The organism is Pseudoduganella sp. R-31, from assembly GCF_049913235.1.
Lineage (GTDB): Bacteria > Pseudomonadota > Gammaproteobacteria > Burkholderiales > Burkholderiaceae_D > Rugamonas.
This window is the reverse complement of record NZ_CP183986.1, coordinates 2,886,681-2,911,468: the sequence shown is the minus strand read 5'-3', so window position 1 is coordinate 2,911,468 and position 24,788 is coordinate 2,886,681. Positions and strand designations below refer to the sequence as shown.

Genomic DNA, 24,788 nt, shown 5'->3' with positions numbered 1-24,788 from the left:
CCAAACTTGCAGGGGTGGCGTCAGCACGTTTACAATCCCGTTCTTGCGGTATAACCCCATTGGAGTAGATATGGCTTTCTTGCAAGGCAAAAAAATCCTGATTACTGGCGTCCTGTCCAACCGTTCCATCGCTTACGGCATTGCTAAGGCAGCCCACCGCGAAGGCGCCGAACTGGCTTTCACCTACGTTGGCGAGCGCTTCAAAGACCGCATCACTGAATTCGCCGCCGAATTCGGCAGCAATCTGGTCTTCGACTGCGACGTGACCAGCGACGAACAAATCGCCAACCTGTTCACCGACCTGGCCAAGAGCTGGGACCGCCTGGACGGTTTCGTGCACGCCATCGGCTTTGCCCCACGCGAAGCGATTGCCGGCGAATTCCTGGATGGCCTGACCCGCGAAAACTTCCGCGTAGCCCACGATATTTCGGCGTACAGCTTCCCAGCGATGGTGAAAGCCGCCCTGCCGCTGCTGAAGCCAGGCTCCTCCGTGCTGACCCTGTCCTACCTGGGCGCGGTTCGTGCGATCCCTTACTACAACACCATGGGCCTGGCCAAGGCATCGCTGGAAGCCTCCGTGCGTTACCTGGCAGAGAACCTGGGCCAGCACGGCATCCGCTCCAACGGCATTTCCGCCGGCCCGATCAAGACCCTGGCAGCCTCCGGCATCAAGGACTTCGGCAAGCTGCTCGGCTTTGCCGCCGGCCACGCCCCGCTGCGCCGCAATGTGACCATCGAAGAAGTGGGTAATGCCGCAGCCTTCCTGCTGTCGGACCTGTCGTCCGGCATCACCGGCGACATCATGTACGTCGACGGCGGCTTCTCCCATGTGATGGGCCTGAACTCGAGCGATTACGAATAATCTCCCGCTTCGGAAAAAAGCCGCCTTCGGGCGGTTTTTTTTTACTCGCGAAGATTGCGCAGCCAGTCCGTCCTGCTCTTGCTGCAAGGTCAGGGCGTTTATGCATATTGTCCACACACTTATGGAACCGAACAGGACAGCTAGGCGCAATCGACGCCACGGACATCCAAGTAGATAGTTACTTGTCACGAACATGCGTAGCATTTGTTACAATTACTGTTTTGATACAACTGTAAATATTGTGCAATATTTCTATTCATTTAAAAAACTCCTGCTGATTGCGGCTTGTGCGGTTCTTGCATCTTGCGGCGGCGGGGGTAGCAACACTGGCGGTGGCTCAAGCAGCGGCGCCGACGTCAATACAGCCGGACTCTCAATCGCCGCCGATAAATCGTCATTGGCTTTTGTTACCTTAAATGGCACTCCATCCGCGACAAGTGACGTCATCCGCTTCTCGCTCAACGGCGCTCCAGCCAACGCAACCTATTATGCGAAGGTGGAATCGGACAATCAGGCGGTTTTTAACACTTCGGCATCGCAAAACCTGACGTCGGTGACCGTAAACATTAGCACCACCAACGTGACAGGAAATGTCGATGGAAAGTTCGTGTTCAAGCTATGCAACGATGCCAACTGCGGATCTGTTGCATGGTCGCGCACCATCCCTTATTCGATCCGTACTTACAAGATCGATGCTTCGCCAATCAGCATCACCGCTTTCCAGGGAGGGCAAGCCATCCTGCTGCGCAACCTGGGCTATAAAGAGGCAGCATCCGATTTGACTGTCAGGGCTTATGCAGACAATGGCAGCAAATGGTTGAGCTCACAAATCGATAGCGAAGGCCGGTTGCAGGTTTATGTTGACGGCGCCGGCATGCCCCGAGGCCGCTTCAACGGCACGGTGTGGGTTGGAGCGAAATCGATGCCTGGTATCAGTCTTCAAATCCAGGTCATTGCTGATATAGGAGCGGGCGCAGCTCTACCAGCCAATCGCTCGCTTGATTTTGACGCTAGTTCGCCGTCCGTCATCGATAGCACGTTCGACCTGACCTACCAAGGCGGCCAGTCGCCTGCATGGACCGCATATAGCGACAAGCCATGGCTGACACTTGGCTCGCTCAGCGGCCAGGGCAGCAGCAATGTCGCTTACCGCATCGACGGCAGCAAACTCGCCGACGTGCCGAATTTCACCAGCGATACTGCAAAGCTGACGTTCAAGTCGGCAGGCCTGGACGACATTGTGTATAGCATTACCCTGAGCAAGAAACTGCCCGAGGTAATTGCCTCCAGCCCTTACCTCTTGCATCCATCGGTAGCGGGAGAAGTGCGCCTGCGTGGCCGCGGCTTCCTGCAACTGGGCAGTATTGCGCGCGTCAAGATGCAAGGCGCGCAGATTACATCCGGCACCATCGTCTCCGATACCGAGATCGTGCTGAACTTGCCGGGCCTTGCCATCGGACGTTACCCGATCACATTTGAGCTCGCTTCCAACCTGACTGCCGGCTACCCCGGCATTTTTGTGGCTAGCGCCGAGGCTTTGCCGGCCGCCATGTTGGATAACGTAGGCGACAAGAAGTCGATCGCATTCAGCCCGCCGCGTAATGCCTTCTACGTAGTCAATGCCGACCGCGCAGTCCTGCAGCAATACGTCGCCAGCAATGGCGCCTGGAGCCTGGCTAAGTCGATGCCAGTCAGCAGCGGCGCACGCCTCGGCTTGACGGCCGACCAACAGATCCTATACACCACCAACGGCTCCGGCGTGCTGGAGGCACGCAGTCCGGACACGCTGGAAGTGACGGCGACCTACAAGTGCGAGAAATGCACCCAGATGTACCAGGATTACATGTGGAACGGCCTCGAACTGCCAATCACGGCCGATGGCCGAGTATGGCTGACGTCTTCGCAATGGTCCGATCTGATGTACTTTGACCCGCGCACCAAAACGTTTATCACGTTCAACCCAGCCCGGGTCAGCCTGAGCGATCCGAAATTCACTGTCTCCAGCGATGGCAGCCGCATGATCGTCTCGACCGGGTCCGGTGGCCATGGTGAATCCTACCGCTACGATCCGCTGGACGGCCAAATGGTCATGCCGAACAATGCACCGCCGTACAACTATGGCGCTGGCATTGCCCTGTCCGGTAACGGCAAATACTTGCTGACCGGCGCCACGGATTATTTCGAAGTGGCGGACTACCGCCGGATCGGCCGCCTGCCAAGCGGGACGGGCGGCTATTACCAACCAGCGCTGGTCTCCTACGACGGCAGCCTGATCTATGCATCGGCAATGCAATACAGTCAAAATACAGGCACCAACCGATTGGTGCGCCTGGACGTGATCCGCACCTCGGACATGACCAAGATCGGAGAGATTCCGTTGCCGACTGGCGTGTCCGAATGCCCAACGAACACCAACTGCGATTATCGCGGCGCGCTCAGCATCACACCATCCAGTAACACCATCATTTGGGCAGGGAATAAAAAGATCGCCGCGATCCCAATCCCGCGTGACCTGGTGCAGCAAACTCCAACCGCCACCCGCCTCAATCTCGGCAATTAAGCCTGCCAAAGCCGCCCCGATTGATCCGGGCGGCTTTTTCTTTATCGCACTTGCGAATCCGCTGCAGCGGACGCCAACCTCAACCTGTTTGGCACGCTCAAAACGCTGCGGCCCACCATTAAGCCTTCATGCAGAATCAAATTGACAACTTGGAAAGGTGAGACTAAAGTGATATCACTTTGATTTAACCCCCTCTGGATTGATCATGAACCGAACCGAAAAGCCCTTCTCGTCTCACAGTGGTTACCTGGCGCTGACCGTCGTCGTTTTGCTGGCGATTTTCGCATTCCTTCTGGCGCGCGGATTCCAGCCGCTGCTGGCAGCAGCCTGCGTCATCGTGGCGGTTTTCCTGGCGCCGGGGCTGTACATGCTGCAGCCAAACGAAAGCGCCATCCTGACCCTGTTCGGCCAGTACATCGGCACCGACCGCAACGAAGGCCTGCGCTGGGCCTTCCCGCTGTATCGCAAACAGCGCCTGTCGCTGCGCGCCCGCAACCTGAACGCGCCAACACTGAAGGTGAACGACAAGCGCGGCAACCCGGTCGAAATTTCAGCTGCCATCGTCTGGCGCGTGCAGGACACGGCGCAGGCCATCTTCGATGTGGATGATTTCGAGCGCTACGTCGCGGTGCAAGCGGAGGCCGCAATTCGCCACCTCGCCTCGCGCTATGCCTACGATGACGGCGAAGACCTCGCCAAGGGCGAAATGACGCTGCGCTCCGGCATGGATGAAGTTTCGCTTGCGCTGCGCAGCGAACTGCAGGAACGCTTCAAGGCCGCCGGCGTGGAAACCGTGGATGCCAAGCTGACCCACCTCGCCTACGCTCCCGAAATCGCACAAGTCATGCTGCGGCGCCAGCAGGCCGAAGCCATCGTCAGCGCCCGCTCACGCATCGTGCACGGCGCAGTCAGTATGGTTGAATCGGCCCTGAACGCGCTGGCCGAGCGCGAAATCGTTGAACTGGATGCGGAACGCAAGGCGGCGATGGTCAGCAACCTGCTGGTGGTACTGTGCTCCGACAAAGAGACCCAGCCTATCGTCAACACAGGCACCCTGTATAACTGAGTCAAGATGGCAAGCCCCGGCAAAAAAGCTTTCCCTCTAAGGATAGACCCGGCGTTGTGGGACGAACTGCAACGTCTGGCTGCCCAGGACCTGCGCAGCGTGAACGCGGAGATCGAGTTCCTGCTGCGCGAGGCGCTGGCGCGCCGGGGCATCAAGCCGAGAACGACGCGCGACTCGGCGGCGAACGATGACGAGTAAGTTCCACAAGATTCAAATCGGATTGACTTCAAACTGCCTACTGCTGAATTAAACTGCCTCCCGCAATGAATATTCCTAAGCTCTCCCCTATCGAACTTCGGCATGCGCTGCGGTCAGCTGCGTGTTGCGATGCCATCATTACGTCTGAAGATTGGCTCAGAGCCTTTTGGTATGACGAAGACTGGTCAAATGGAACTGCCATGGCGAAGTACGACAACGGTGCAGGGGACCATGTATTTGTATTTTTTACGCAAGACGGAAAAGCACTGATCAAGGGTTTTGACCATGAATCAGAGGCTAGCCCATACGCGCGCGAGGAATACGCAGTCTGGCCCGGTATGTACGACGGTCTACCTTCGGATCTTTTGGATCTGCTAAAGGACGATGCGGTAGAACATGAAGACGTTACATTTTGCTTCTGGAGTACTGACGGTAAAACGTGGGAAACTGGAACCGCCTTGTTCCCTGCAGGAGTCGACGATGGCTCGGCCTGGCTTTTAAGCATGGTTCAGATGAACGCGGTCGAGTTTATTGAATGGGGAAAGTCATACTATGAAGATGGCTTTGATCTTCTTGGAGTCGCAGGCGTGATTGACAGTTTTAACGTCGTCGACAAATGATATTGCCCGGCGCCGCATGCCGGGCCATGCAACTGCAATCTGCATATGGTTGGGCTACCCATGTCCGCCCCAAACTAAGCAATATTGCTCTGCCGCAAACCGAATGGAAAGCTACCGCGCAGCCGAGATTCCGTGTATAATTCATCGCTTGTGCGCTGCAACACATATAACGCAGCTGAAAATAACAACACAAATAGCAGCTTCGCGAAACTATCTGCCGCATCCTGAACATTGGATGCCGCCTAAAAAGCCCTCCGCCCTGTGTGTCGTAGTCAAATGACACCGTCCCGGCGCAAAGCTTTTGTGCCGAAATTTCTATACAAATAGAGTCGTTTCGTTCTGGTTTAGCGTAGCTATTTTCTCGCTTTTTACGAAAGATTTACATGACTTTTGAAGCACTTGGTCTCCACGCGTCCATCCTCTCCGCACTGACCGAAGCCGGCTACACCGCGCCGACCGCAGTCCAGCAGCAGGCCGTTCCTGCCGCGATCGAGGGTAAGGACCTGCTGGTTTCCTCGCAAACCGGCTCCGGCAAGACCGCGGCCTTCATGCTGCCATCGCTGCACCGCCTGGCCAGCGCGCCTTTCACCGGCACCGGCAAGACTCCAGCGCAGGAAGCCCAGTCCGCGCGTGCCCGCGGCGAGCGCCCGCGCTTCCGCCCTGCCCAGCCAAAGATGCTGGTGCTGACTCCTACTCGTGAACTGGCCCTGCAGGTCACCACCAACACCACCAAGTACTGCGCCAACCTGCGCCACATCAAGTCCGTGGCGATCCTGGGCGGCATGCCTTACCCTAAACAGATGCAACTGCTGGCGAAGAATCCGGAAATCCTGGTTGCGACTCCAGGCCGCCTGATCGACCACATGGAACAGGGCAAGATCGACTTCTCGCAATTGCAAGTGCTGGTGCTGGACGAAGCCGACCGCATGCTGGACATGGGCTTCATCGAGGACATCGAGAAGATCGTTGCCGCCACCCCTGATTCGCGCCAGACCATGCTGTTCTCGGCAACCCTGGACGGCGTGGTGGGCAATATGGCCCGCCGCATCACCAAGGACCCGCTGGTCATCCAGATCAACACCGCGACCACCAAGCACGAAAACATTGCACAGCGCGTGCACTTCGTGGACGACCTGTCGCACAAGAACCGCCTGCTGGACCACCTGCTGCGCGACGAAACCATGGACCAGGCAGTGGTCTTCACCGCCACCAAGCGTGACGCAGACACCATCGCAGACCGCCTGAACATCGCCGGTTTTTCCGCCGCTGCGCTGCATGGCGACATGCACCAGGGCGCGCGCAACCGCACCCTGGACGGCCTGCGCCGCGGTAACGTGAAAGTGCTGGTTGCAACCGACGTGGCAGCACGCGGCATCGACGTGCCGAACATCACTCACGTGTTCAACTACGACCTGCCTAAATTCCCTGAAGATTACGTGCACCGCATCGGCCGTACCGGCCGCGCCGGCCGCAACGGTATCGCAGTATCGCTGGTGAACCACGCTGAAAACATGCTGGTGCGCCGTATTGAGCGCCTGACCCGCCAGCCGATTCCGGTCGAAGTGATCGAAGGCTTCGAGCCTAAGCGTGCAGCGCCTTCGCGCTCCGCATCGCGCCCAGGCTGGAAGCCAGGCGATGGCCGCAACAGCAAGCCGGGCCAGCGCTCCTTCTCCAACCCGCGCTCGGAAGGCGGCCACTATCGCAGCGAAGGCAATCCGTTTGCGGGCGAGCGCAAGGAAGGTGGCTATCGTAACGAAGGCGGTTTCCGTGAACGCAGCGAGGGCGGCTACCGCAATCGCAACGAAGGCGGCTTCCGTGCTGAAGGCGGTTTCCGCAACGAGCGTCCTGAAGGTGGCTTCCGCAACCGCAATGAAGGCGGCTTCCGCTCCGAGCGTCCAGCCGAAGGCGGTTTCCGCAATCGCGCTGATGGCGGCGGTTTCCGTTCCGAAGGCGGCTTCCGCGCTGAGCGCCCTGAAGGCGGCGTCCGCAAAGAAGGCGGTTTCCGCGAGCGCGGCGAGAGCAACTTCCGCAACCGCGATCGTGATGCCGGCGGCTTCAAGGGTCCGCGCACCGATGCGCCGCGTCGTCCTTGGGGCGATCGCTAATCATTAGCGTGCAATAAGCAAGGCCGCCCGGGCAACCTGGCGGCCTTTTTCTTTTGTACGTTACCGAACGGAGCGGCCGCAAAATCAGCGCGACACTGCGCCCATGAGAACAATCCTGATTGCCCTGTTGTTAGCCAGCACGGGCGCGCATGCGGCCCAGGACTCGCCCTCCCCAACCGTGCGCGCCCAGGTGCTGCTGGACCGGGCCAATTTTTCCGTCGGAGAGATCGACGGCACCGCAGGCGGCAATACGCGGCAAGCCTTGCTTGGCTTCCAGCGTGCACGCGGCCTGCCCCAGACCGGCAAGGCAGATGACGCTACGCTGGCGGCGCTTGATGATGGCCAGCCAGTGCTGGCTGCCTACACGGTCACCGATGCCGACGTCGCCGGACCGTTCGTGCCGGTACCGGAAGAAATGGCCGACAAGGCCAAGCTTCAGGCACTGAGCTACTCGAGCGCCGCCGAAGCCTTGGGAGAGCGCTTCCACGCCAGCCCGGCGCTGCTGCGCAAGCTCAACTCCGGCAGGGACATCGAACAGGCAGGCGCGCAAATCATGGTGCCGAACGTGGGCGCCGCGCCGCCCCTGCCGAAAGCGGCCAGCATCGTGGTGGACGGCAGCGACCGCACGCTTTCGCTGCTCGATGCCGGCGGCAAGGTGATCGCACAAATGCCCGTCACTTCCGGCAGCGAACATGATCCGCTACCGGTCGGTCACTGGAAGATAAATGGCGTGGCACGGAATCCTCCCTTCCATTACAACCCGAAACTATTCTGGGATGCGAAGCCGGGCGACGGCAAGGCCACCATCCCGCCCGGACCGAACAATCCGGTTGGCGTCGTGTGGATAGACTTGTCGAAAGACCATTACGGCATCCACGGGACGCCCGAACCGGGCAAGATCGGCCAAACGCAGTCGCATGGCTGCATCCGGCTCGCCAACTGGGACGCCGCACGCGTCGCCGATGCAGTAGGGCCGGGGACGCCAGCCGTGCTACAGGAATAAGGAGGCTGCCATGAGACCCATAGGCGCATTCGGCACCCTGATTGCCGGGATTGTCCTTGGCGCCGGCGGCACACTGCTGCTGATTAGCCGCGTGCCACTGGACAACCGAGAGACCGCTGCCATTACGATTCCCGGCGACCGGCCGGCGCCTGTACCGCAGACCGTGCCGGCATCCGCGCCAGTCATCGAGCCAGCAACAACAGCAGCCCCGGTGCTCACGCCAGCCCAGGCGGCGCCGATCGATCCGCCGCATGTCGCCGGTGCCGGCAAGGCCGGCGACTCGCTGGCCGGCATGCGCGCGGGCGACACCAGCGGCACCGGCGGGCTGGTTGCCAGCGGCAGCGGCACTTCCCTGTTTATCCCCGTGGCTGGCGTGAAGCCGGAGCAGATCCAGGACACCTACGCCCAGCCGCGCGGCTCGGAGCGAATGCATGAAGCGCTGGACATCCCTGCACCGGTCGGGACCCCGGTCTACGCAGTAGCCGACGGCAAGATCGCCAAGCTGTTTACCAGCAAGCCCGGCGGCCTGACGATTTATCAGTTCGATCCGAATGAAAAGTATTCGTATTACTACGCCCACCTCGACCACTACGCCACGGCGCTGAAAGAAGGCCAGCAGGTCAAGCGCGGTGACCTGATCGGCTATGTAGGCGCCACGGGCAATGCCGATCCCACCGCGCCGCACCTGCATTTCGCCATGTTTGAACTGGGTCCGGAGAAGAACTGGTGGCAGGGCAAGCCAATCAATCCCTATCCGCTGCTGGGCCGCCAGTAGTTCACCAGTGACGCACGCGTCCCGTGTCCATGTGCACGAACTGTGAGGTTGGATAGTAGCCAACGCCGCCGCCCTTCAGCGCCAGCGCCGCCTTGTGCAGGCGTTCCAGGTCGCGTCCGGGGAGGCGCACATCGATCGCCTTCCCTTCGATATGCATGCTGTGTTTCGCCACGCCGCCGCTGGCTTCGGCCAGCATCTGGTTGGTTTCAGGCGAGCGATAGCCGGAAATCACATGGATCACTTCGTGGTTGCTGAATTGCGAACTGACGCGGTCGAGCAGCAGGATCAGTTCGGGATCGATGGTTGCGACCTTGTCGTTGCGATGGTCGCGCAGCAGGTGGTTGATGTCCTGCAGCGCCTCGGGAATGAACTGCCCCTCGGCCCAGAACATCGTGCGCAAGGTTTCGCCGGTGTGCGTGTTGTAGAAGCGCAGGCTGCGTTCGTGCGGCGCAGCGATGGCAGCGCGAGCCATTGCCGGCAGCGCCAAAGCCGATGCCACCGCGACTGAACTCTTGAGGAATGATCTGCGCTTATTCATGGCTCTAGTCTACCGCTGACGCCGATTCGAAGTTTTTATGGCGCGCAGCAAGAAGTTTCTATATACTTGATTACTCAAGCACTTTTCAATGAATAGTCATGGATAACGCACTCGAATTCTGCCTGCGCCTTGCGCGCGCCCACGCCACCATTATCCGCCGCCTCGACACCGTGCTGGGCGGCCACCACGGCCTGAGCTTCAGCGACTTCATGCTGCTGCAAAGCCTGGCCAACGCACCAGGCGGCCGCCTGCGCCGCGTCGACCTGGCCGACCGCTTGGGACTGACCGCATCAGGGGTCACCCGTACCCTGCTGCCGCTGGAAAAGACCGGCTGGGTGGCACGCCAGGCTGACGAACGTGATGCGCGCGTCGGCTATGCCGTCATCACTGCGCCCGGCCACGCACTGCTGGATAACGCCCAGCGCACCGCCGCCGAATACGCTGCGGACCTGCTGCGCCATTCAAAGGATGAAGAATTGGCGCCGCTGAACGCCGTCCTCGCCAACTTGATCGGCCCCTGATAATGACACCCACCCTTAAAAACAATGCCAATTTCCGCTGGCTGCTCAGCGGCGGCATCCTGTCCATGCTAGGCGACCAGTTCACCCTGATCGCCCTGCCCTGGCTCGTGCTTAAACTGACCGGCGATCCGCTGTCGCTCGGACTGGTACTCGCCCTGCTGGGCACACCACGCGCCATCTTCATCCTGATTGGCGGCGCCGTGGTGGACCGCCATTCGCCCCAGCGCGTACTGATGCTGACCAAGCACGCCAGCGCGCTGCTGGTAGGCGCATTGGCTGTGCTGACGTTGGCCGGCGCAGCTACGCTGCCGCTGGTGTATGCGCTCTCGCTAGGCATCGGGCTGGCGCAGGCGTTTGCTTATCCATCCGGCAGTTCGATCATGCCGCGCGCCATTCCTCCGGACCTGCTGCAGGCAGCGAACGGCGCCATCATGGGCGTGCGCCAGGTCGGCATGCTTGCGGGTCCTTTGCTGGCCGCTTTGCTGCTGGCGATCGGCGACGCCGGCGGCTCCGATGGCGGCATGCGCGCACTGGGCATGGCCTTCGCGTTCGACAGCCTGAGCTTCGTGGTCTCCGCGTGGACCCTGTCGCGCGTGGTGCCGCTGCCAGGCGGCGCACCTGCGGTGCCGCAAAACGTGCTGCATGCTGTCGGCGAAGGCCTGCTGGCAGTATGGCGCGACGTGGAGATGCGCACCTGCTTCGCCTATTGGGGCCTGGTATCGGTACTGATCGGCGGCACCATGCAGGTGGCCTTGCCGGTGCTGGCCAAGGAGCGCCTGCACGACGGCTCGGCCTTTGGCATGCTGATGGCAGCCCATGGCGCAGGCATGCTGGCGGGCATGGCCTTCTCCGGCATGACGGCCAAGTACAATGCCGGCAAGCCGGTGCGCATTGGCCTGCTCGCCTTGTCGGTCGATGCGATGGCCGGCCTGCTGATCATGCCGCTCGGCCTGATTACCACGGCGTGGCAAGGCGGCTTGCTGCTGCTCTCGCTTGGCGCGCTGGTCGGGCTGGTGCAGGTGGCCGTGTTCACCTGGATCCAGAAGCGTGTGCCGCCGCAGATGATGGGACGTGTGATGAGCATCTTCATGTTCATCATGTTCGGCCTGGCGCCGCTGTCATCCGCCGCAACCGGCTGGATCATGCAGAGCGCGACCTTGCCGCAGATGTTCTTTGGAGGTGGCGTCATCCTGGTGGTATGCGCTACGCTTGCGCTGCTGTTCACGCCAATGCGCCGCATCGCAACCGCTGCTTAGGATCTCGTTCATGGAAACAAAATGGCTGGAAGACTTTATCTCCCTGGTTGAAACGAATAGCTTCAGCCGCTCCGCACAACTGCGCCACGTCACGCAGCCTGCGTTCTCGCGGCGCATCCAGTCACTGGAAAACTGGCTGGGCATGGACCTGATCGACCGCACCTCCTACCCGACGCGCGTGACGCCGGCGGGGCTGGTGTTCTACGAACAGGCGCTGGAAATGCTCAGCCAGATCAACGGCGTGCGCGAGCTGTTGCGCGGCAAGCGGGCGGCGACGCAGAACAGCATCGATCTCGCCGTGCCGCACACGCTGTCGCTGACCTTCATCCCGAAATGGATCGCGCAGCTTGAGGAGGAATTCGCGCCGATCAATTCGCGCCTGATGGCGCTGAACGTGCACGATGCGGTGCTGCAGCTGGTGGAAGGCGGCTGCGACCTGCTGCTTTGCTACCACCATCCGCGCCAGCCGGTGCAGCTTGATCCGGGGCGCTACGACATGCTGGTGCTGGGGCGCGAGGCTTTGCGTGCCTATGCGCGTTGCGACAAGGCCAGGCAGCCGGAGTTCGTGCTGCCGGGGCGGAAGACGTCGCCCCTGCCCTTCCTTTCCTACACGACCAATGCCTACCTGGGTCGCATGGTCGACCTGATCATGTCCGATGCCAAGCAGGCTTTGCACCTTGAGACCCATTACGAGACCGATATGGCGGAAGGGTTGAAGATGATGGCATTGGAGGGGCGCGGGATCGCGTTCCTGCCCGAATCGGCGGTGACGCGCGAGGTGAAACAGAAGCTGCTGGCACCGGCCGATGGCGGGCGGGCGGAGTGGGAAATCGAGATGGAGATTCGGCTCTATCGCGAGCGGCCCAGCACGGCGCGGCCTGGGAAGGCCGTGGTGGCGCGGCTTTGGGAGCATTTGGCGGAAAAACAAAAGCCGGCTTCGGCGAAGCGGCGCGTGCCGGCTTCGGACCGATAGAACCGGTAAACCAGTGTCCGACCCACAGGGTCTGACACTAGCCTGCAGCGGCCGCGTATCAGTGTCTGACCCCGCGGGTCAGACACTGGGGCACGGGTTTGTAGTTTGCCTACCAAGCGATACCAAAAAGACAGGTTATGCAAATTTTGCATAACCGGATGCGCACTCGGCATTGGCCTCGGCAATTGCACAGGAATAAGATTCGCCGCGTTACCGAACAACCTGAGCGAGTCACACAATGACCAACCACGCCTTGCCGTCTTACCTCAACGCTGAAGATCTCGGTCCTTGGGGCCAGTACCTGAAACAAATTGATCGCGTCACCCCTCACCTGGGCGGCCTGTCCCGCTGGGTTGAAACCCTGAAGCGCCCTAAGCGCATCCTCGTTGTCGACGTTCCGATCGAACGTGACGACGGCTCGATCGCCCACTACGAAGGCTATCGCGTTCAACACAATATGTCTCGCGGCCCAGGCAAGGGCGGCGTGCGCTTCCACCAGGATGTCACCCTGTCGGAAGTGATGGCCCTTTCGGCATGGATGACGGTGAAAAACGCCGCCGTCAACGTGCCATACGGTGGCGCAAAAGGTGGTATCCGTGTCGATCCAAAGACCCTGTCCAAAGGTGAACTGCAGCGCCTGACCCGCCGCTACACCAGCGAGATCAGCCTGATCATCGGCCCGACCAAGGATATCCCTGCACCAGACGTCAACACCAACGAACAGGTGATGGCATGGATGATGGACTCCTACGCCATGATCGAAGGTAACCTGTCGACCGGCGTTGTCACCGGCAAGCCAATTTCGATGGGCGGCTCGCTGGGCCGTCGCGAAGCAACCGGCCGCGGCGTGTTCGTGACCGGCCGTGAAGCGGCTGCACAGCGCGGCGTAGCAATCCAGGGCGCACGCATTGCAATCCAGGGCTTCGGCAACGTGGGCGGCATCGCTGCCAACATGTTCGCTGAAGCGGGTTCCAAGATCATCGCCGTGCAGGATCACACCGGCACCGTGGTGCACCAGGGCGGCCTGAACGTGGCTGAACTGCACAAGCACGTAGCCGAAACCGGCGGCGTGGCCGGCTTCCCAGGCGCAGAAGCGACCCAGGACCGCGATTCCTTCTGGGGCATCGAGTCCGACATCCTGGTACCGGCAGCGCTGGAACAGCAGATCACCGCCAAGAACGCAGGCCAGATCCGCACCAAGATCATCCTGGAAGGCGCCAACGGCCCAACCACTCCTGAAGCGGACGACATCCTGAACGACAAAGACATCCTGATCGTTCCGGACGTGCTGTGTAACGCCGGCGGCGTGACCGTGTCCTACTTCGAATGGGTGCAGGACTTCTCCTCCTTCTTCTGGAGCGAGGAAGAAATCAATGCACGCCTGACCCGCATCATGCAGGACGCGTTCAACTCCGTGTGGGAAGTCTCGCAAGAGAAGAAGGTATCGCTGCGCACCGCAACCTTCATCCTGGCATGCACCCGCGTGCTGGCTGCCCGCGAAGTACGTGGCCTGTATCCATAATCAAATACTGAGCCGGGCGCCCGCGTAGCGCCCTGCAAAGCACGCCCGCACAGGCTAAACTGGCCTGTAGCGGGCGTTTTTCGCAGAACTAAAGGAGAAGCACAGAATGAGCAGTCTTGAACAAAAGGCACTGGAATACCATAAAGCCGGCACGCCCGGCAAAGTGGCCATTGCAGTGACCAAGAGCGTTGGCAGCCAGGACGACCTGGCCCTGGCCTACTCGCCGGGCGTAGCGGCGCCTTGCGTGGAAATCGCGCGTGACCCGGCACTGGCCTACGAATACACGGCCAAGGGCAACCTGGTGGCAGTCATCACCAATGGCACCGCGGTGCTGGGCCTGGGCAATATCGGCGCACTGGCCGGCAAGCCGGTCATGGAAGGCAAGTCCATCCTGTTCAAGAAATTCGCCGGCATCGATTCCTTTGACATCGAACTGGACGAAACCAATCCGGACAAGCTGGTCGACATCATCGCCGCCATGCACCCTACTTTCGGCGGCATCAACCTGGAAGACATCAAGGCGCCGGAGTGCTTCTACATTGAACGCAAGCTGCGCGAACGCCTGTCGATCCCGGTATTCCACGACGACCAGCACGGCACCGCGATTGTGGTCGGCGCCGGCATGCTGAACGCCGTTGAAATGACTGGCCGCGACATCGCCGACGTGAAGATCGTCTGCTCCGGCGCCGGCGCCGCAGCCATCGCCTGCCTGGAACTGCTGGTGGACATCGGCGCGCGCCGCGAGAACATCTTCGTGTGCGACTCCAAAGGCGTGCTGACCAAGGCCCGCAACCTGACCGGCGAAAAAGCCGACTGGGCGCAGGACACCACTGCCACCACATTGTCCGACGTGATGGAAGGCGCCGACGTATTCCTCGGCGTATCCGGCCCTGGCGTGCTGTCGCAAGCCGACGTCCAGCGCATGAAGAAGCAGCCGATCGTGTTCACCCTGGCCAATCCCGAGCCTGAACTGCGCCCTGAACTGGTACGCGAAGTGGCGCCGGATGCGATCATCGCCACAGGCCGCTCCGACTACCCGAACCAGATCAACAACGCACTGTGCTTCCCATACCTGTTCCGCGCCGCGCTGGACACCGGCGCCACCACGATCAACCAGGAAATGAAGCGCGCCTGCGTAACCGCCCTGGCCGGCTTGGCGCATAGCGACGCCCGCTTCGGCAAGGACTACGTGGTCCCCGGCCTGCTGGACGACCGCCTGCTGCCAACCGTCACCCCGAAAATCGCGCAAGCAGCAATGCGCAGCGGCGTAGCCCGTAAAGAGCTGGACATGACCGCCTACTTCGAGCGCCTGGAAGCGCTCGGCAAGCAGCTCCTGTAATTAAAGTCGGGGTCAGGTCTGGCAATCCGCCACATTTTTCGCATGGCGAAAAATGTGGCGGATTGCCAGACCTGACCCCGACTTTCATTTGCGCAGGGCGATCCAGTCGTCCACCACACGCTCCAGCACGGTCATCGGCAATGCGCCGTGGCCCAGGACTTCGTTGTGGAATTCCTTGAGGTCGAATTTGTCGCCCAATTCGGCGCGCGCCTTCTCGCGCAAGCCTAGGATCGACAGCATGCCAACTTTGTATGCCAGCGCCTGGCCCGGCGAGACGATGTAGCGCTCCACTTCCGCCGTCGCTTCCTGTTCGCCCATGCCGGTGTTGTCCATCATGTAGTCGATGGCCTCTTCGCGCGACCAGCGTTTGTAATGGATGCCGGTATCGACCACCAGTCTTGCGGCGCGCATCATGTCGTCGCGCAGGCGGCCTAATTGGTCGACCGGATCGGGCGTCAGGCCCATTTCAGACGCCAACCGTTCCGCGTACAACCCCCAGCCTTCCTGGTATGCAGAAAAACCGATCACCCGGCGGAAAAACGGCACACCCTTCATCTCCTGCGCCAGCGATATCTGGAAATGATGGCCCGGCATGACTTCGTGGAATACCGTGCTGCGCATGCCGTACTTCGGCGTGTCTTTCAGTGAGCGCATGTTTGCATAGAACACGCCAGGACGCGAGCCATCCATCGCTCCCGGCATGTAATAGGCGGTCGGCGCGGTGGCGGCCGATTCGGCAGGCGCCGGACGCACTTCGATCGCAGCCTTGGGGTGCTTGAGGAAGGCCCCGGTCAACTTTTCATCGGCTTCTTTCATGATGGCGCGGTAGTCGGCCAGCATTTCCTTGCGGCCTTCCTCAGTGTCTGGGTAACGGTATTTCGGATCGCGCTGCAGTTGCTGCATCCGCTCGCCAATACTCCCATCTTCCAACCCGATCTGGCGCAGCAGGCGGTCCATGATGCCGGTGAGGCGATCGACATCGGCCAGTCCCAGGTCGTGCACGCGCTGCGGCGTCAGGTTGGTCGAGGTGTGATAGCGCACGCACCAGGCGTAGTATTCATCGCCGTTTGGCAGCGACCAGGCGCCGTCGTTGGAACGAACGCGCCCCTGCAATTCGACGAAGTGGCGGATCAGTTCAGCATAAGCCGGATAGACGCTTTTCTGGATTGCGTCGCCCACGCCTTGCAATAATTCGCTGCGCACCTTCTCACTCATGCCGGACAGCGGGATCGCATCCAGCTTGGCTTTGAAGGTGGTGTACAGCATGTTCTCGCGCGCCGGGCGTCCCGCGAAGCCGTGCATCTGCAGCAGCACTTTCTCGACGAGGAATTGCGGCGGCAAGATGCCGGCAGCTTCCTGCGCACGCAGGCTCTCGATCAACTGCTCGAACTTGAGCGGGAACTTCTGCAGGCGGGCGATATAGCTCTCGGCCTCGCTGCGGGAGCTCACGCTGTGCACGTCGGCCATGAATTCAGGTAGCGCGCTTTGCAGGCCGTGCACCTGATTGACAGGGAATTCATGAAGCTGGAAGCGCTCGCCTTCCGTCACGGTGTTCAGGTAATAGTGCAGCGTATCGTAGGACAGTTGGGCCTCGCGCCCCAGCTCATTGCGGTCGTAGCGCTCCAGCATGGCCAGGTTACCTTTCATGTCCTGGTAAAACTCATGCCGGCGCCGGGGCGATTCGTCGTCCAGCCGCGAGCTGGAAAAATCCAGCCAGCCCGGCAGCACGTGAAGCCGCGACATCATCTCCGGGCTTTTCAGCGCGGCCGCTGCAAAACCGCGCATGTAAAACCATTCGAGCTTGAGCGGTTTCGAATACCACGTTTGCGTCAACAGCACGGCGCCGGCGCACAAAACAGCCGTCGCGCCGGTCAATCCCCAGACCGCGATTTTCTTAGTGTTGATCTCCATGCGCGAAATATTACAGTATCATGCCCGCTTGGCCAGCCACCCGCTGGCAGATTTGATAACAGACCGGAGATCCCGAATGACCTTACGCCTGCTGGTACTGGGCGCCGCCATCGCAGCGGCAACCAATGCCGTTGCCGCCCCGCGCGGCCTGACCATCGAAGACCTGGCGAGCATGGACCGTGTTGGCAGCCCTGTGCTGTCGCCGGACGCAAGCCGCGTGGTGTATACCGTCCGCGCCACCAATATGGAAAAGAACCGCGGCATCACGCAACTGTGGATGATCGACCTGAAGGCCGCCAAGCCGGCCCCGGTCCAACTGACCCAGCACGATGCCAGCAGCAGCCAGCCGCAATGGTCCCCTTCGGGCGACGCGCTCTATTTCGTGAGCGGCCGTTCGGGCTCCGCGCAAGTGTGGCGCCTGCCAATGAACGCCGGCGGTGAAGCTGTGCGCGTCACCGATTACCCGCTGGGCGTGGAGAGCTTCCGCCTGTCGCCAAAAGGTGACCGCCTGGCCATGGCCTTCGAAGTGTTCCGCGATTGCGCCGACCTGGCCTGCACCAAAAAGCGCCTGGACGACAAGTCCAGGAACAAGGCCACCGGCATGCTGTACAGCGAAATGTTCGTGCGCCACTGGGATACCTGGGCCGACGGCCGCCGCAATGTGCTGTACTCGGCACCGATCGACGCCGGCGGCAAGGCTGGTGCACCGGTCAGCCTGAGCGGCGCGCTGGACGGCGACGTCCATTCCAAGCCTTTCGGCGACAACGCCGACTACCAGTTCTCGCCGGACGGCCAGAAGGTCGTGTTCTCGGCACGCGTGGCCGGCAAGGCCGAATCCTGGTCCACCAACTTCGACCTGTACGAAGTTCCTGCGGCCGGCGGCACTGCCCCGCGCAACCTGACTGCCGAAAACCCGGCATGGGACGCCAAACCATCCTTCTCCCCGGACGGCAAGACCCTCGCGTACCTGATGATGAAGCGCCCAGGCTTTGAAGCCGACCGCTTCCATATGGTGCTGATGGATGTCGCCACCGGCAAGAAGCGCGTGCTGGCCCAGGAATGGGATCGTTCCATCGCCGACTACAAATGGCGCCCTGACGGCAAGGCCCTGCTGGCCAATGCCGACGATATCGGCAACCACCGCCTGTTCTCGCTGGACGTCGCCTCGGGCAAGGTCACCGCGCTGACCGGCAAAGGCTACGCCGGCGAGTTCGACGTGCAGAAAGACACCGTGATCTCCGCGCAAGCCTCGCTGGGCGGCGGCGCACAACTGGTCAAGCTGAAGGCCGATGGCGCCGAGCAGAAAGGCACGCAGCTGACCTGGGCCAATGCCGAACGCCTGAAAGACGTGAAGATGGCGGAGTACGAACAGTTCTCCTTCAAGGGCGCAAACGGCGAGACCGTGTACGGCCACGTGATGAAGCCATGGAACTACGAGCCGGGCAAGAAATATCCGGTCGCCTTCCTGGTGCACGGCGGCCCGCAGGGCAGCTTCGGCAATAGCTGGAGCTACCGCTGGAATCCGCAGGTGTATGCCGGCGCAGGCTACGCCTCGGTGTTCATCGACTTCCACGGTTCGACCGGCTACGGCCAGGGCTTCACCGATTCGATCAGCGGCGACTGGGGCGGCAAGCCGCTGGAAGACCTGCAGAAAGGCCTGGCGGCAGCCGTGGCAAAGTATGACTTCCTGGACGGCCAGAACGCCTGCGCACTGGGCGCTTCGTACGGCGGCTTCATGATGAACTGGATCGAAGGTAACTGGAGCGACGGCTTCAAGTGCATCGTCAACCACGACGGCGTGTTCGACCAGCGCGGCATGGCCTACTCCACCGAAGAACTGTGGTTCACTGAATGGGACAATGGCGGTACCTACTACGCCAACCCGAACGGCTACGAAAAGTTCAACCCGGTTCACCACGTGGCCAAGTGGAAGACCCCGATGCTGGTGGTACAGGGCGACCTGGACTTCCGCATCCCGACCGCGCAGGCACTGGGCACCTTCACGGCGCTGCAGCGCCAGGGCATCGAGTCCAAGCTGCTGGTGTTCCCGGACGAAAACCACTGGGTCCTGAAGCCCGCCAACTCGATCCTGTGGCACCACACCGTGATCGGCTGGCTGGATGACCACCTGAAGAAGTAACAATTAAATGGGGACGTACCCGTTCAAAGGGTACGTCCCCATTTTAATTGCCGACCCCGACTTTCTTATTCAAATGCGCAAGTGCGGAAGCCGTTGAAGATGTCGTCCCGTTCCGGCAGGTAGAAGTTGCGGAACTTGGCGGAGCCAAGCCGGGATGGCGTGGCGAACGATGCGCCGCGCAGTACCTGGTGGGTACTGAACCACGGAGCCGAATATTCGCGGTAGCGGTCTGCCACAAAACCGGGATACGGTTCGAACGGCGATGCCGTCCATTCCCACAACTGGCCCCAGCGGAAAGCAGGATGGCCGTGCAAGGCCGCGTACTCCCACTCCATCTCGGTCGGCAGGCGGCGATTGGCCCAGGCGCAATAGGCCTGCGCTTCGTACAGGGACACGTGCCGCACAGGCTCGTGCGCGGCCAGCGTCGTGAGCCGGCCGAAACGCATCGTGCGCCACTGGCCGTTGTCGCGGCGCCAGTAGCGCGGCGCCGAGCGCTCCTGCCGCAGCAGCCAGTCGGCGCCCGAATTGCTCCAGAACTCGCGTCGTTCGTAGCCGCCATCTTCCACGAAGTCGGCATACTGGGCGTTGGTGACCAGCGTGGCATCCATCCGGAATGGCGCCACGTAGCAGGGATGCGCAAACTTTTCGTTGTCGAAGATGAAGCCGCCCGTCTCCGGCGCGCTTCCCAGTTGCAGCGTGCCGCCTGGGAAAGCAATATCGCCGGGAGCGCCGGATGCACGTTCGTCGTGGGTCAGGTGCGCCGGCGCCTGCAAGCCCAGCGTCTGCAAGGTGTAGAGGAAGGCCTCGCCATGCATGTCTTCGTGGGCCAGCGCCAGCCGGTATGGGTACAGCGCTTCGTCCGTGTTCGGTTCGCGCGACAGCTTGTCCAGGACGCGGTCCAGGACCTCGTGGCAGTAGGTCTTCACGCCGCCCGTGCTGGGCAGGTCAAGGCTCCAGCGGCTGCGGTGCGGCACCATGTTGGAATCGAACCAGTCATCGCCCTTGCGCAGCAAGGACATGTACAAAGCGTCGGCCGGATGGCTGGAAATCGCTTCGCGCAAGACGAACCATTCGGCGAACCAGGCGGTATGGCCCAGTTCCCACAACGGCGGATTGACGATGCGCATCTGCGGCACGCGCATCGATACATCCATGCCGGTGGCGGCAAAGCATTCGAAAAGGCTCAGCGTATAATTGCGCGCAGCCTGCAAGGCATCGGCAAGTTGCTGTGTTCGGGCGGCGCGGAACGAGGCATGGATGGCATTCATGGGTCGATTGTAGCGATATTTGAGCGAATTACACCAGTGAGCAAGCAGACAATCTGCATCGTCAGCCCGGCGCTGGCACAGGCCAACAACGGCAACTGGCAAACAGCGCGCCGCTGGGCGCAATTCCTGCGCCCGCGCTACCAGGCCGACATCGCTTCCGATTGGCCTGCCGAGGCCGCGCCGGACCTGCTGATCGCCCTTCATGCGCGCCGCTCGGCGGCGCCGCTGGCGCATTTTTGCGCAGCGCATCCCGAGCGTCCAACGGTCCTGGTATTGACCGGCACCGACCTGTATCGCGACATCCGCGTCGACGCCGACGCGCAAGCTTCGCTGCAGCGCGCCAGCGCGCTGGTCCTGCTGCAGCCGGCCGGCCTGGACGAGCTGCCGCCGCACCTGCGCGCCAAGGCCCGCGTCATCTATCAATCCGCGCCCTCGCTCCAGCCGGCCGCCCGTGCCGCGGCGCCGCATCACCACGACATCCTGATGGTCGGCCACCTGCGCGAGGAAAAAGACCCGCGCACGTTCATGCTGGCCGCCTCGCACGTCACCGCCCGCAGCGCGCGCCTGGTGCATATCGGCGGCGTGCTTGATCCCGCGCTAGGCGAGGCTGCCACCGCAGCCAATGCGGCCTGGCCAGGACGCTACCATTGGCTTGGTCCCCTGCCCCATGCCGAAACGCGCCAGCGGCTCAAAGCTGCCCACGCCATGGCCATCTGCTCGCGCATGGAGGGGGGCGCCAACGTCATCATCGAAGCGGTCACCAGCGGCGTGCCCGTGCTGGCCAGCGATATCAGCGGCAACCGCGGCATGCTGGGCGACGACTACCTCGGCTACTTCCCGCTGGGCGACGCGCGAGCGCTGGCAGCCCTGGTTGACAAAAGCATCGACGACGCCGGCTGGTACGCCAGGCTGCAAGAGCAATGCGCCCGCCGCGCCAGGCTTTTCACTCCCGAAGCCGAGCAGGCAGCCCTGCTCGACTTGGTGGATAATCTGCTCCATACGAACTGAAAGACCCCATCATGAGCACTGAACCAATCAAACTCACCTCCTTCTCCCACGGCGGCGGCTGCGGCTGCAAGATCGCGCCCGGCGTGCTGTCCGAGATCCTGAAGAACACCAACGGCTTCCCAGTGCCGAAGGAACTGATGGTCGGCATCGAAACGGCCGACGACGCTGCCGTCTACAAACTGAACGACGAGCAGGCCCTGATCGCCACCACCGACTTCTTCATGCCGATCGTCGACGATCCGTTCGACTTCGGCCGCATCGCCGCTACCAACGCCATCTCCGACGTCTACGCCATGGGTGGCACTCCGATCATGGCGCTAGCCCTGGTCGGCATGCCTGTCAACAAACTGCCGATCGAGGTGATCGGCAAGATCATCAAGGGCGGCGAATCGATCTGCAACGAAGCCGGCATCCCGATTGCCGGCGGCCATACCATCGATTCCGTGGAGCCGATCTACGGCCTAGTGGTCCTGGGCCTGGTGCATCCATCCAAAGTGAAACGCAATGCGGATGCCAAGGCCGGCGACGTGCTGGTGCTGGGCAAGCCGCTGGGCGTGGGCGTGCTGTCCGCAGCGCTGAAAAAAGGCGTCCTCGGCGATGAAGGCTACCAGGCCATGATCGACAACACCACCAAGTTGAACAAGCCGGGCAAGGCCTTGTCCGAACTGCCGGGCGTGCATGCGTTGACCGACGTCACCGGATTTGGCCTGCTTGGCCACCTGCTGGAACTGGCGCGAGGCGCCAAGCTGACCGCCAAGCTGAATATGTCGCAAATACCGCTGCTGCCAGGGGTTGAGAAGCTGGCGCACGACGGTTTCTTCACCGGCGCTTCGGGCCGCAACTGGGATGCTTACGGCAAGGACGTGCTGCTGTCGCCGAACATCACCCAGCCGCAGCATACCCTGCTGACCGACCCGCAGACTTCCGGCGGCCTGCTGGTCTCCTGCGATCCGGCGAGCGTCGACGAAGTACTGGCCCTGTTCCGCAGCCACGGCTTCGAGCATGCCGCCGTCATCGGCGAAATGGCCGCCGGCGAAGCGCGCGTGCAAGTCGCAGCCTGATAACGCTTCGAATGACAGGATGGTTCAAGGCTCTTTTCAGGGATTCAAAAGAGGTTGCTATTTGGCAATTCGCATCCTATGATGGATTCATGCCATCCTCATAAACGTGCGCTATGCAGCTCCATGAGCACCATGCCGTCCCGGTTCGCAAGGGACCACCGCGGCCACAAGACGCGCTAGCCCCCTTCCTGGCTACGGCAAGCTCGTACGAAATGACGAGCGAGGATGATATCGGCGATGCCTTGACCCTCTTGGCGGCGAGCGGCGATGCGATCTCGATGTACGCGGCCGGCAGCCGTGACGCGGTGCTGGGGCGCATCCTGTCGGTCGATCCCGAATTGCCGCATTTCGTGATGGAGTTGAATGAAGGCGGCGTCCTCCAGCCTGGCAAGGTCACTTTTGTCAGCTGGCTGCGTACCGCCAAGCTGCAATTCCGCCTGTCCAACCAGGAATGGAGTCCGGTGCCCGGCAAGCCGCATCTGATTCCAATGACATTCCCGGAGACCTGTGCGGTGCTGGACCGGCGTGCCTCCGAGCGGGTGGAAACGCCGCTGGGCGCCAACTTCATGGCGTCGTTCGTCTTGAACGGCCACACATATGAGCTGCCGATCTACGATTTTTCGCTAGGCGGCATCGGGCTGCGCTGCTCGAAGATCGAAGCGAAGGGTTTGCTCAAGGGCCGCAAGATTCCTGACGTGGTACTGGAGCTGGGGCCGGACATTGAGATTCCCACCGAGCTGGAAGTGCGCTTCACGCGAGGTTTCCGCTCCTTCCTGTTGGGCGAACAGCTTCATATAGGCTGCAAATTCATCAACATGACGCCAGAGGCCACAGCGCAACTCGTCGAGCAGTTGCCGCTTATTTCAGGAAGCGGAAAGTAGGCTCGATGTTCTTTGAATGGAGGAAGTTGACGATGTCTTCCAGCGTCGCGTCCTTCAACAGCAAACCTCTTGGCGTGGCGCTGGCCTCGGGCGCTGGCGGGGACGGCTGAAGCGCGATGCCAACAGGTCGCCGCAATTGGTCAAGCGCTTGCGCAAACGGGGCCGGGCCGATGCTCTCAAGCCCTTCCAGCAAGGCGACCTGCCCCGCTTCCGGCGGCTGCATATCGAGGCCCTCATCGCCCGCAAAGGACGCCCCCATGCCAGGGTGAATGAATGCCGCCCATTTACCGCTCGCCTGGTCCAGGTATGGCGGCAGCGCTGCCGCAGCGGATTCGGCCTCGGGACAAAGCAGCGCCGCAAACTCCTGCGCTTGCGCCTCCGTCACCGGCTTTTCCAGCGAGAGCCAGAGCCCGAAAGCGCCGGCGCCCGAAATGCTCACTGCAGGCGCCGGCAAGCCCAGCTCCGCCTGCAGTGCATTCGCCACCTGGCACAGGCGCTCCCAATGTCCTGCCTCGCCGTCGCCCGCCAGCCGCTTGAACGCAAGGGAAATGCTGCGCGTGCCACCGGCCGGTGGAGCGAGATAGAGCCGGGTCAATTCTGCATTCAGCTTTTGCATCGGAATTCCGCAATCAAACATCAGGGCCGTTATTCTGTCACAGTCAGCGGCGCGCTGACCGGAGTCTGGTGCAGGATCACGCGGCTGTAGGTATCCTGCACGCCCGCCCGGTCGCGCAAGGTGTCGATCAGGCGCAGCAAGTGGGCCTGGTCTTTGCAGGCCACACGAAGCAAGCCATCGTAATTCCCGGTCAGCAGCGCCACTTCCAGCACGCCGGGGATGGTTTTGACGATTTCCTCGAACTCGTGGGTATTGGTGCCCGACTTCAGCTTGACGTCGATATAGGCTTGCAGGTGCAGGCCGAGCGCCGCGTGGTCGAGGCGAGCCTCGAATCCGAGAATGGCGCCGTCGGCCACCAAGCGCCGCACGCGGTCCGCCACCGTGTTCGCACTGAGGCTTACGCGCTCGCCCAGATCCTTAAAACTTATCCTCGCATCATCGCGCAAAAGTCCGATTATTTCTCGATCAATCTTATCCATATCCGATTTATCCTCGCCATGACCACCATTTTATCAGCAGAAAGTGCGAAAACATCGCAAATTTCTGTTGAGATTTTTTCTTGACA

General features: G+C 61.5%; 22 protein-coding genes. 17 read left to right on the top strand and 5 right to left on the bottom strand.

Features of this window, described 5'->3' with window-relative positions; all coding sequences use genetic code 11:
* Window positions 1-70: 70 nt before the first annotated feature.
* From fabI to ACN9MY_RS13325, 8 genes are all read left to right on the top strand, one after another.
* Window positions 71-862 (top strand): enoyl-ACP reductase FabI, encoded by a 792-nt coding sequence (fabI, locus tag ACN9MY_RS13360; RefSeq protein WP_426171296.1) that lies wholly within the window; start codon window positions 71-73, stop codon window positions 860-862.
* Window positions 863-1,103: 241 nt separating this feature from the next.
* Window positions 1,104-3,422: a hypothetical protein gene (locus ACN9MY_RS13355; protein WP_426322946.1), complete on the top strand. Its 2,319-nt coding sequence runs from the start codon at window positions 1,104-1,106 to the stop codon at window positions 3,420-3,422.
* A 205-nt stretch (window positions 3,423-3,627) separates the two neighbouring features.
* Window positions 3,628-4,488, top strand: a complete 861-nt coding sequence (locus tag ACN9MY_RS13350; protein WP_426322944.1) for an SPFH domain-containing protein — start codon at window positions 3,628-3,630, stop codon at window positions 4,486-4,488.
* A 6-nt stretch (window positions 4,489-4,494) separates the two neighbouring features.
* Window positions 4,495-4,686: a hypothetical protein gene (locus tag ACN9MY_RS13345; protein WP_426322942.1), complete on the top strand. Its 192-nt coding sequence runs from the start codon at window positions 4,495-4,497 to the stop codon at window positions 4,684-4,686.
* A 200-nt stretch (window positions 4,687-4,886) separates the two neighbouring features.
* On the top strand, window positions 4,887-5,306 hold the full coding sequence (locus tag ACN9MY_RS13340) for a hypothetical protein (protein ID WP_426322940.1): 420 nt from the start codon (window positions 4,887-4,889) through the stop codon (window positions 5,304-5,306).
* Between the two features lie 383 nt (window positions 5,307-5,689).
* Window positions 5,690-7,411 (top strand): DEAD/DEAH box helicase, encoded by a 1,722-nt coding sequence (locus ACN9MY_RS13335; RefSeq protein ID WP_426322938.1) that lies wholly within the window; start codon window positions 5,690-5,692, stop codon window positions 7,409-7,411.
* Between the two features lie 103 nt (window positions 7,412-7,514).
* Window positions 7,515-8,414, top strand: a complete 900-nt coding sequence (locus tag ACN9MY_RS13330) for a L,D-transpeptidase family protein (protein WP_426322936.1) — start codon at window positions 7,515-7,517, stop codon at window positions 8,412-8,414.
* Between the two features lie 10 nt (window positions 8,415-8,424).
* Window positions 8,425-9,189: a M23 family metallopeptidase gene (locus tag ACN9MY_RS13325; protein WP_426322934.1), complete on the top strand. Its 765-nt coding sequence runs from the start codon at window positions 8,425-8,427 to the stop codon at window positions 9,187-9,189.
* A 1-nt stretch (window position 9,190) separates the two neighbouring features.
* On the opposite strand, the gene ACN9MY_RS13320 is transcribed toward ACN9MY_RS13325, so the two are convergent.
* Window positions 9,191-9,727 carry a DUF882 domain-containing protein gene (locus tag ACN9MY_RS13320; protein WP_426171281.1) on the bottom strand — a complete coding sequence of 179 codons (537 nt, stop codon included), beginning with the start codon at window positions 9,725-9,727 and terminating at the stop codon, window positions 9,191-9,193.
* 98 nt (window positions 9,728-9,825) lie between these two features.
* On the opposite strand from ACN9MY_RS13320, the gene ACN9MY_RS13315 reads away from it, so the two are divergent.
* The 5 genes from ACN9MY_RS13315 (at window position 9,826) to ACN9MY_RS13295 (ending at window position 15,338) form a co-directional block, all read left to right on the top strand.
* Complete coding sequence (locus ACN9MY_RS13315; protein WP_426322932.1) at window positions 9,826-10,248, top strand: MarR family winged helix-turn-helix transcriptional regulator; 423 nt, start codon at window positions 9,826-9,828, stop codon at window positions 10,246-10,248.
* Between the two features lie 2 nt (window positions 10,249-10,250).
* Complete coding sequence (locus ACN9MY_RS13310) at window positions 10,251-11,504, top strand: MFS transporter (RefSeq protein WP_426322930.1); 1,254 nt, start codon at window positions 10,251-10,253, stop codon at window positions 11,502-11,504.
* 10 nt (window positions 11,505-11,514) lie between these two features.
* Window positions 11,515-12,477 (top strand): LysR substrate-binding domain-containing protein, encoded by a 963-nt coding sequence (locus ACN9MY_RS13305; protein WP_426171276.1) that lies wholly within the window; start codon window positions 11,515-11,517, stop codon window positions 12,475-12,477.
* Between the two features lie 238 nt (window positions 12,478-12,715).
* Complete coding sequence (locus ACN9MY_RS13300; protein ID WP_426322928.1) at window positions 12,716-13,999, top strand: Glu/Leu/Phe/Val family dehydrogenase; 1,284 nt, start codon at window positions 12,716-12,718, stop codon at window positions 13,997-13,999.
* 106 nt (window positions 14,000-14,105) lie between these two features.
* Window positions 14,106-15,338 (top strand): malic enzyme-like NAD(P)-binding protein, encoded by a 1,233-nt coding sequence (locus tag ACN9MY_RS13295; RefSeq protein ID WP_426171274.1) that lies wholly within the window; start codon window positions 14,106-14,108, stop codon window positions 15,336-15,338.
* 84 nt (window positions 15,339-15,422) lie between these two features.
* Here ACN9MY_RS13295 and ACN9MY_RS13290 read toward each other — a convergent pair whose 3' ends face one another.
* A complete protein-coding gene (locus ACN9MY_RS13290; RefSeq protein WP_426322926.1) occupies window positions 15,423-17,249 on the bottom strand; it encodes a DUF885 domain-containing protein in 1,827 nt (608 codons plus the stop codon).
* 76 nt (window positions 17,250-17,325) lie between these two features.
* On the opposite strand from ACN9MY_RS13290, the gene ACN9MY_RS13285 reads away from it, so the two are divergent.
* Entirely contained in the window at window positions 17,326-19,389 is a 2,064-nt protein-coding gene (locus tag ACN9MY_RS13285; RefSeq protein ID WP_426337463.1) for a prolyl oligopeptidase family serine peptidase, read from the top strand.
* Window positions 19,390-19,454: 65 nt separating this feature from the next.
* On the opposite strand, the gene senA is transcribed toward ACN9MY_RS13285, so the two are convergent.
* Window positions 19,455-20,657, bottom strand: a complete 1,203-nt coding sequence (senA, locus tag ACN9MY_RS13280; protein ID WP_426322922.1) for a selenoneine synthase SenA — start codon at window positions 20,655-20,657, stop codon at window positions 19,455-19,457.
* Window positions 20,658-20,693: 36 nt separating this feature from the next.
* Here senA and senB point away from each other — a divergent pair, with 36 nt between their 5' ends.
* From senB to ACN9MY_RS13265, 3 genes are all read left to right on the top strand, one after another.
* Window positions 20,694-21,665 (top strand): selenoneine biosynthesis selenosugar synthase SenB, encoded by a 972-nt coding sequence (senB, locus tag ACN9MY_RS13275; protein WP_426171268.1) that lies wholly within the window; start codon window positions 20,694-20,696, stop codon window positions 21,663-21,665.
* 11 nt (window positions 21,666-21,676) lie between these two features.
* Window positions 21,677-22,726 carry a selenide, water dikinase SelD gene (gene selD / locus ACN9MY_RS13270; RefSeq protein WP_426322920.1) on the top strand — a complete coding sequence of 350 codons (1,050 nt, stop codon included), beginning with the start codon at window positions 21,677-21,679 and terminating at the stop codon, window positions 22,724-22,726.
* Between the two features lie 212 nt (window positions 22,727-22,938).
* Window positions 22,939-23,607 carry a flagellar brake protein gene (locus ACN9MY_RS13265; RefSeq protein WP_426322918.1) on the top strand — a complete coding sequence of 223 codons (669 nt, stop codon included), beginning with the start codon at window positions 22,939-22,941 and terminating at the stop codon, window positions 23,605-23,607.
* Here ACN9MY_RS13265 and ACN9MY_RS13260 read toward each other — a convergent pair.
* Together ACN9MY_RS13260 and ACN9MY_RS13255 are read right to left on the bottom strand one after the other, a co-directional pair.
* A complete protein-coding gene (locus ACN9MY_RS13260; protein ID WP_426337462.1) occupies window positions 23,585-24,223 on the bottom strand; it encodes a hypothetical protein in 639 nt (212 codons plus the stop codon). The genes ACN9MY_RS13265 and ACN9MY_RS13260 overlap by 23 nt on opposite strands.
* A gap of 29 nt (window positions 24,224-24,252) precedes the next feature.
* The gene (locus tag ACN9MY_RS13255) at window positions 24,253-24,702 is read right to left on the bottom strand and encodes an Lrp/AsnC family transcriptional regulator (protein ID WP_426171262.1); all 450 of its coding nucleotides are present in this window, start codon (window positions 24,700-24,702) and stop codon (window positions 24,253-24,255) included.
* Window positions 24,703-24,788 lie beyond the last annotated feature (86 nt).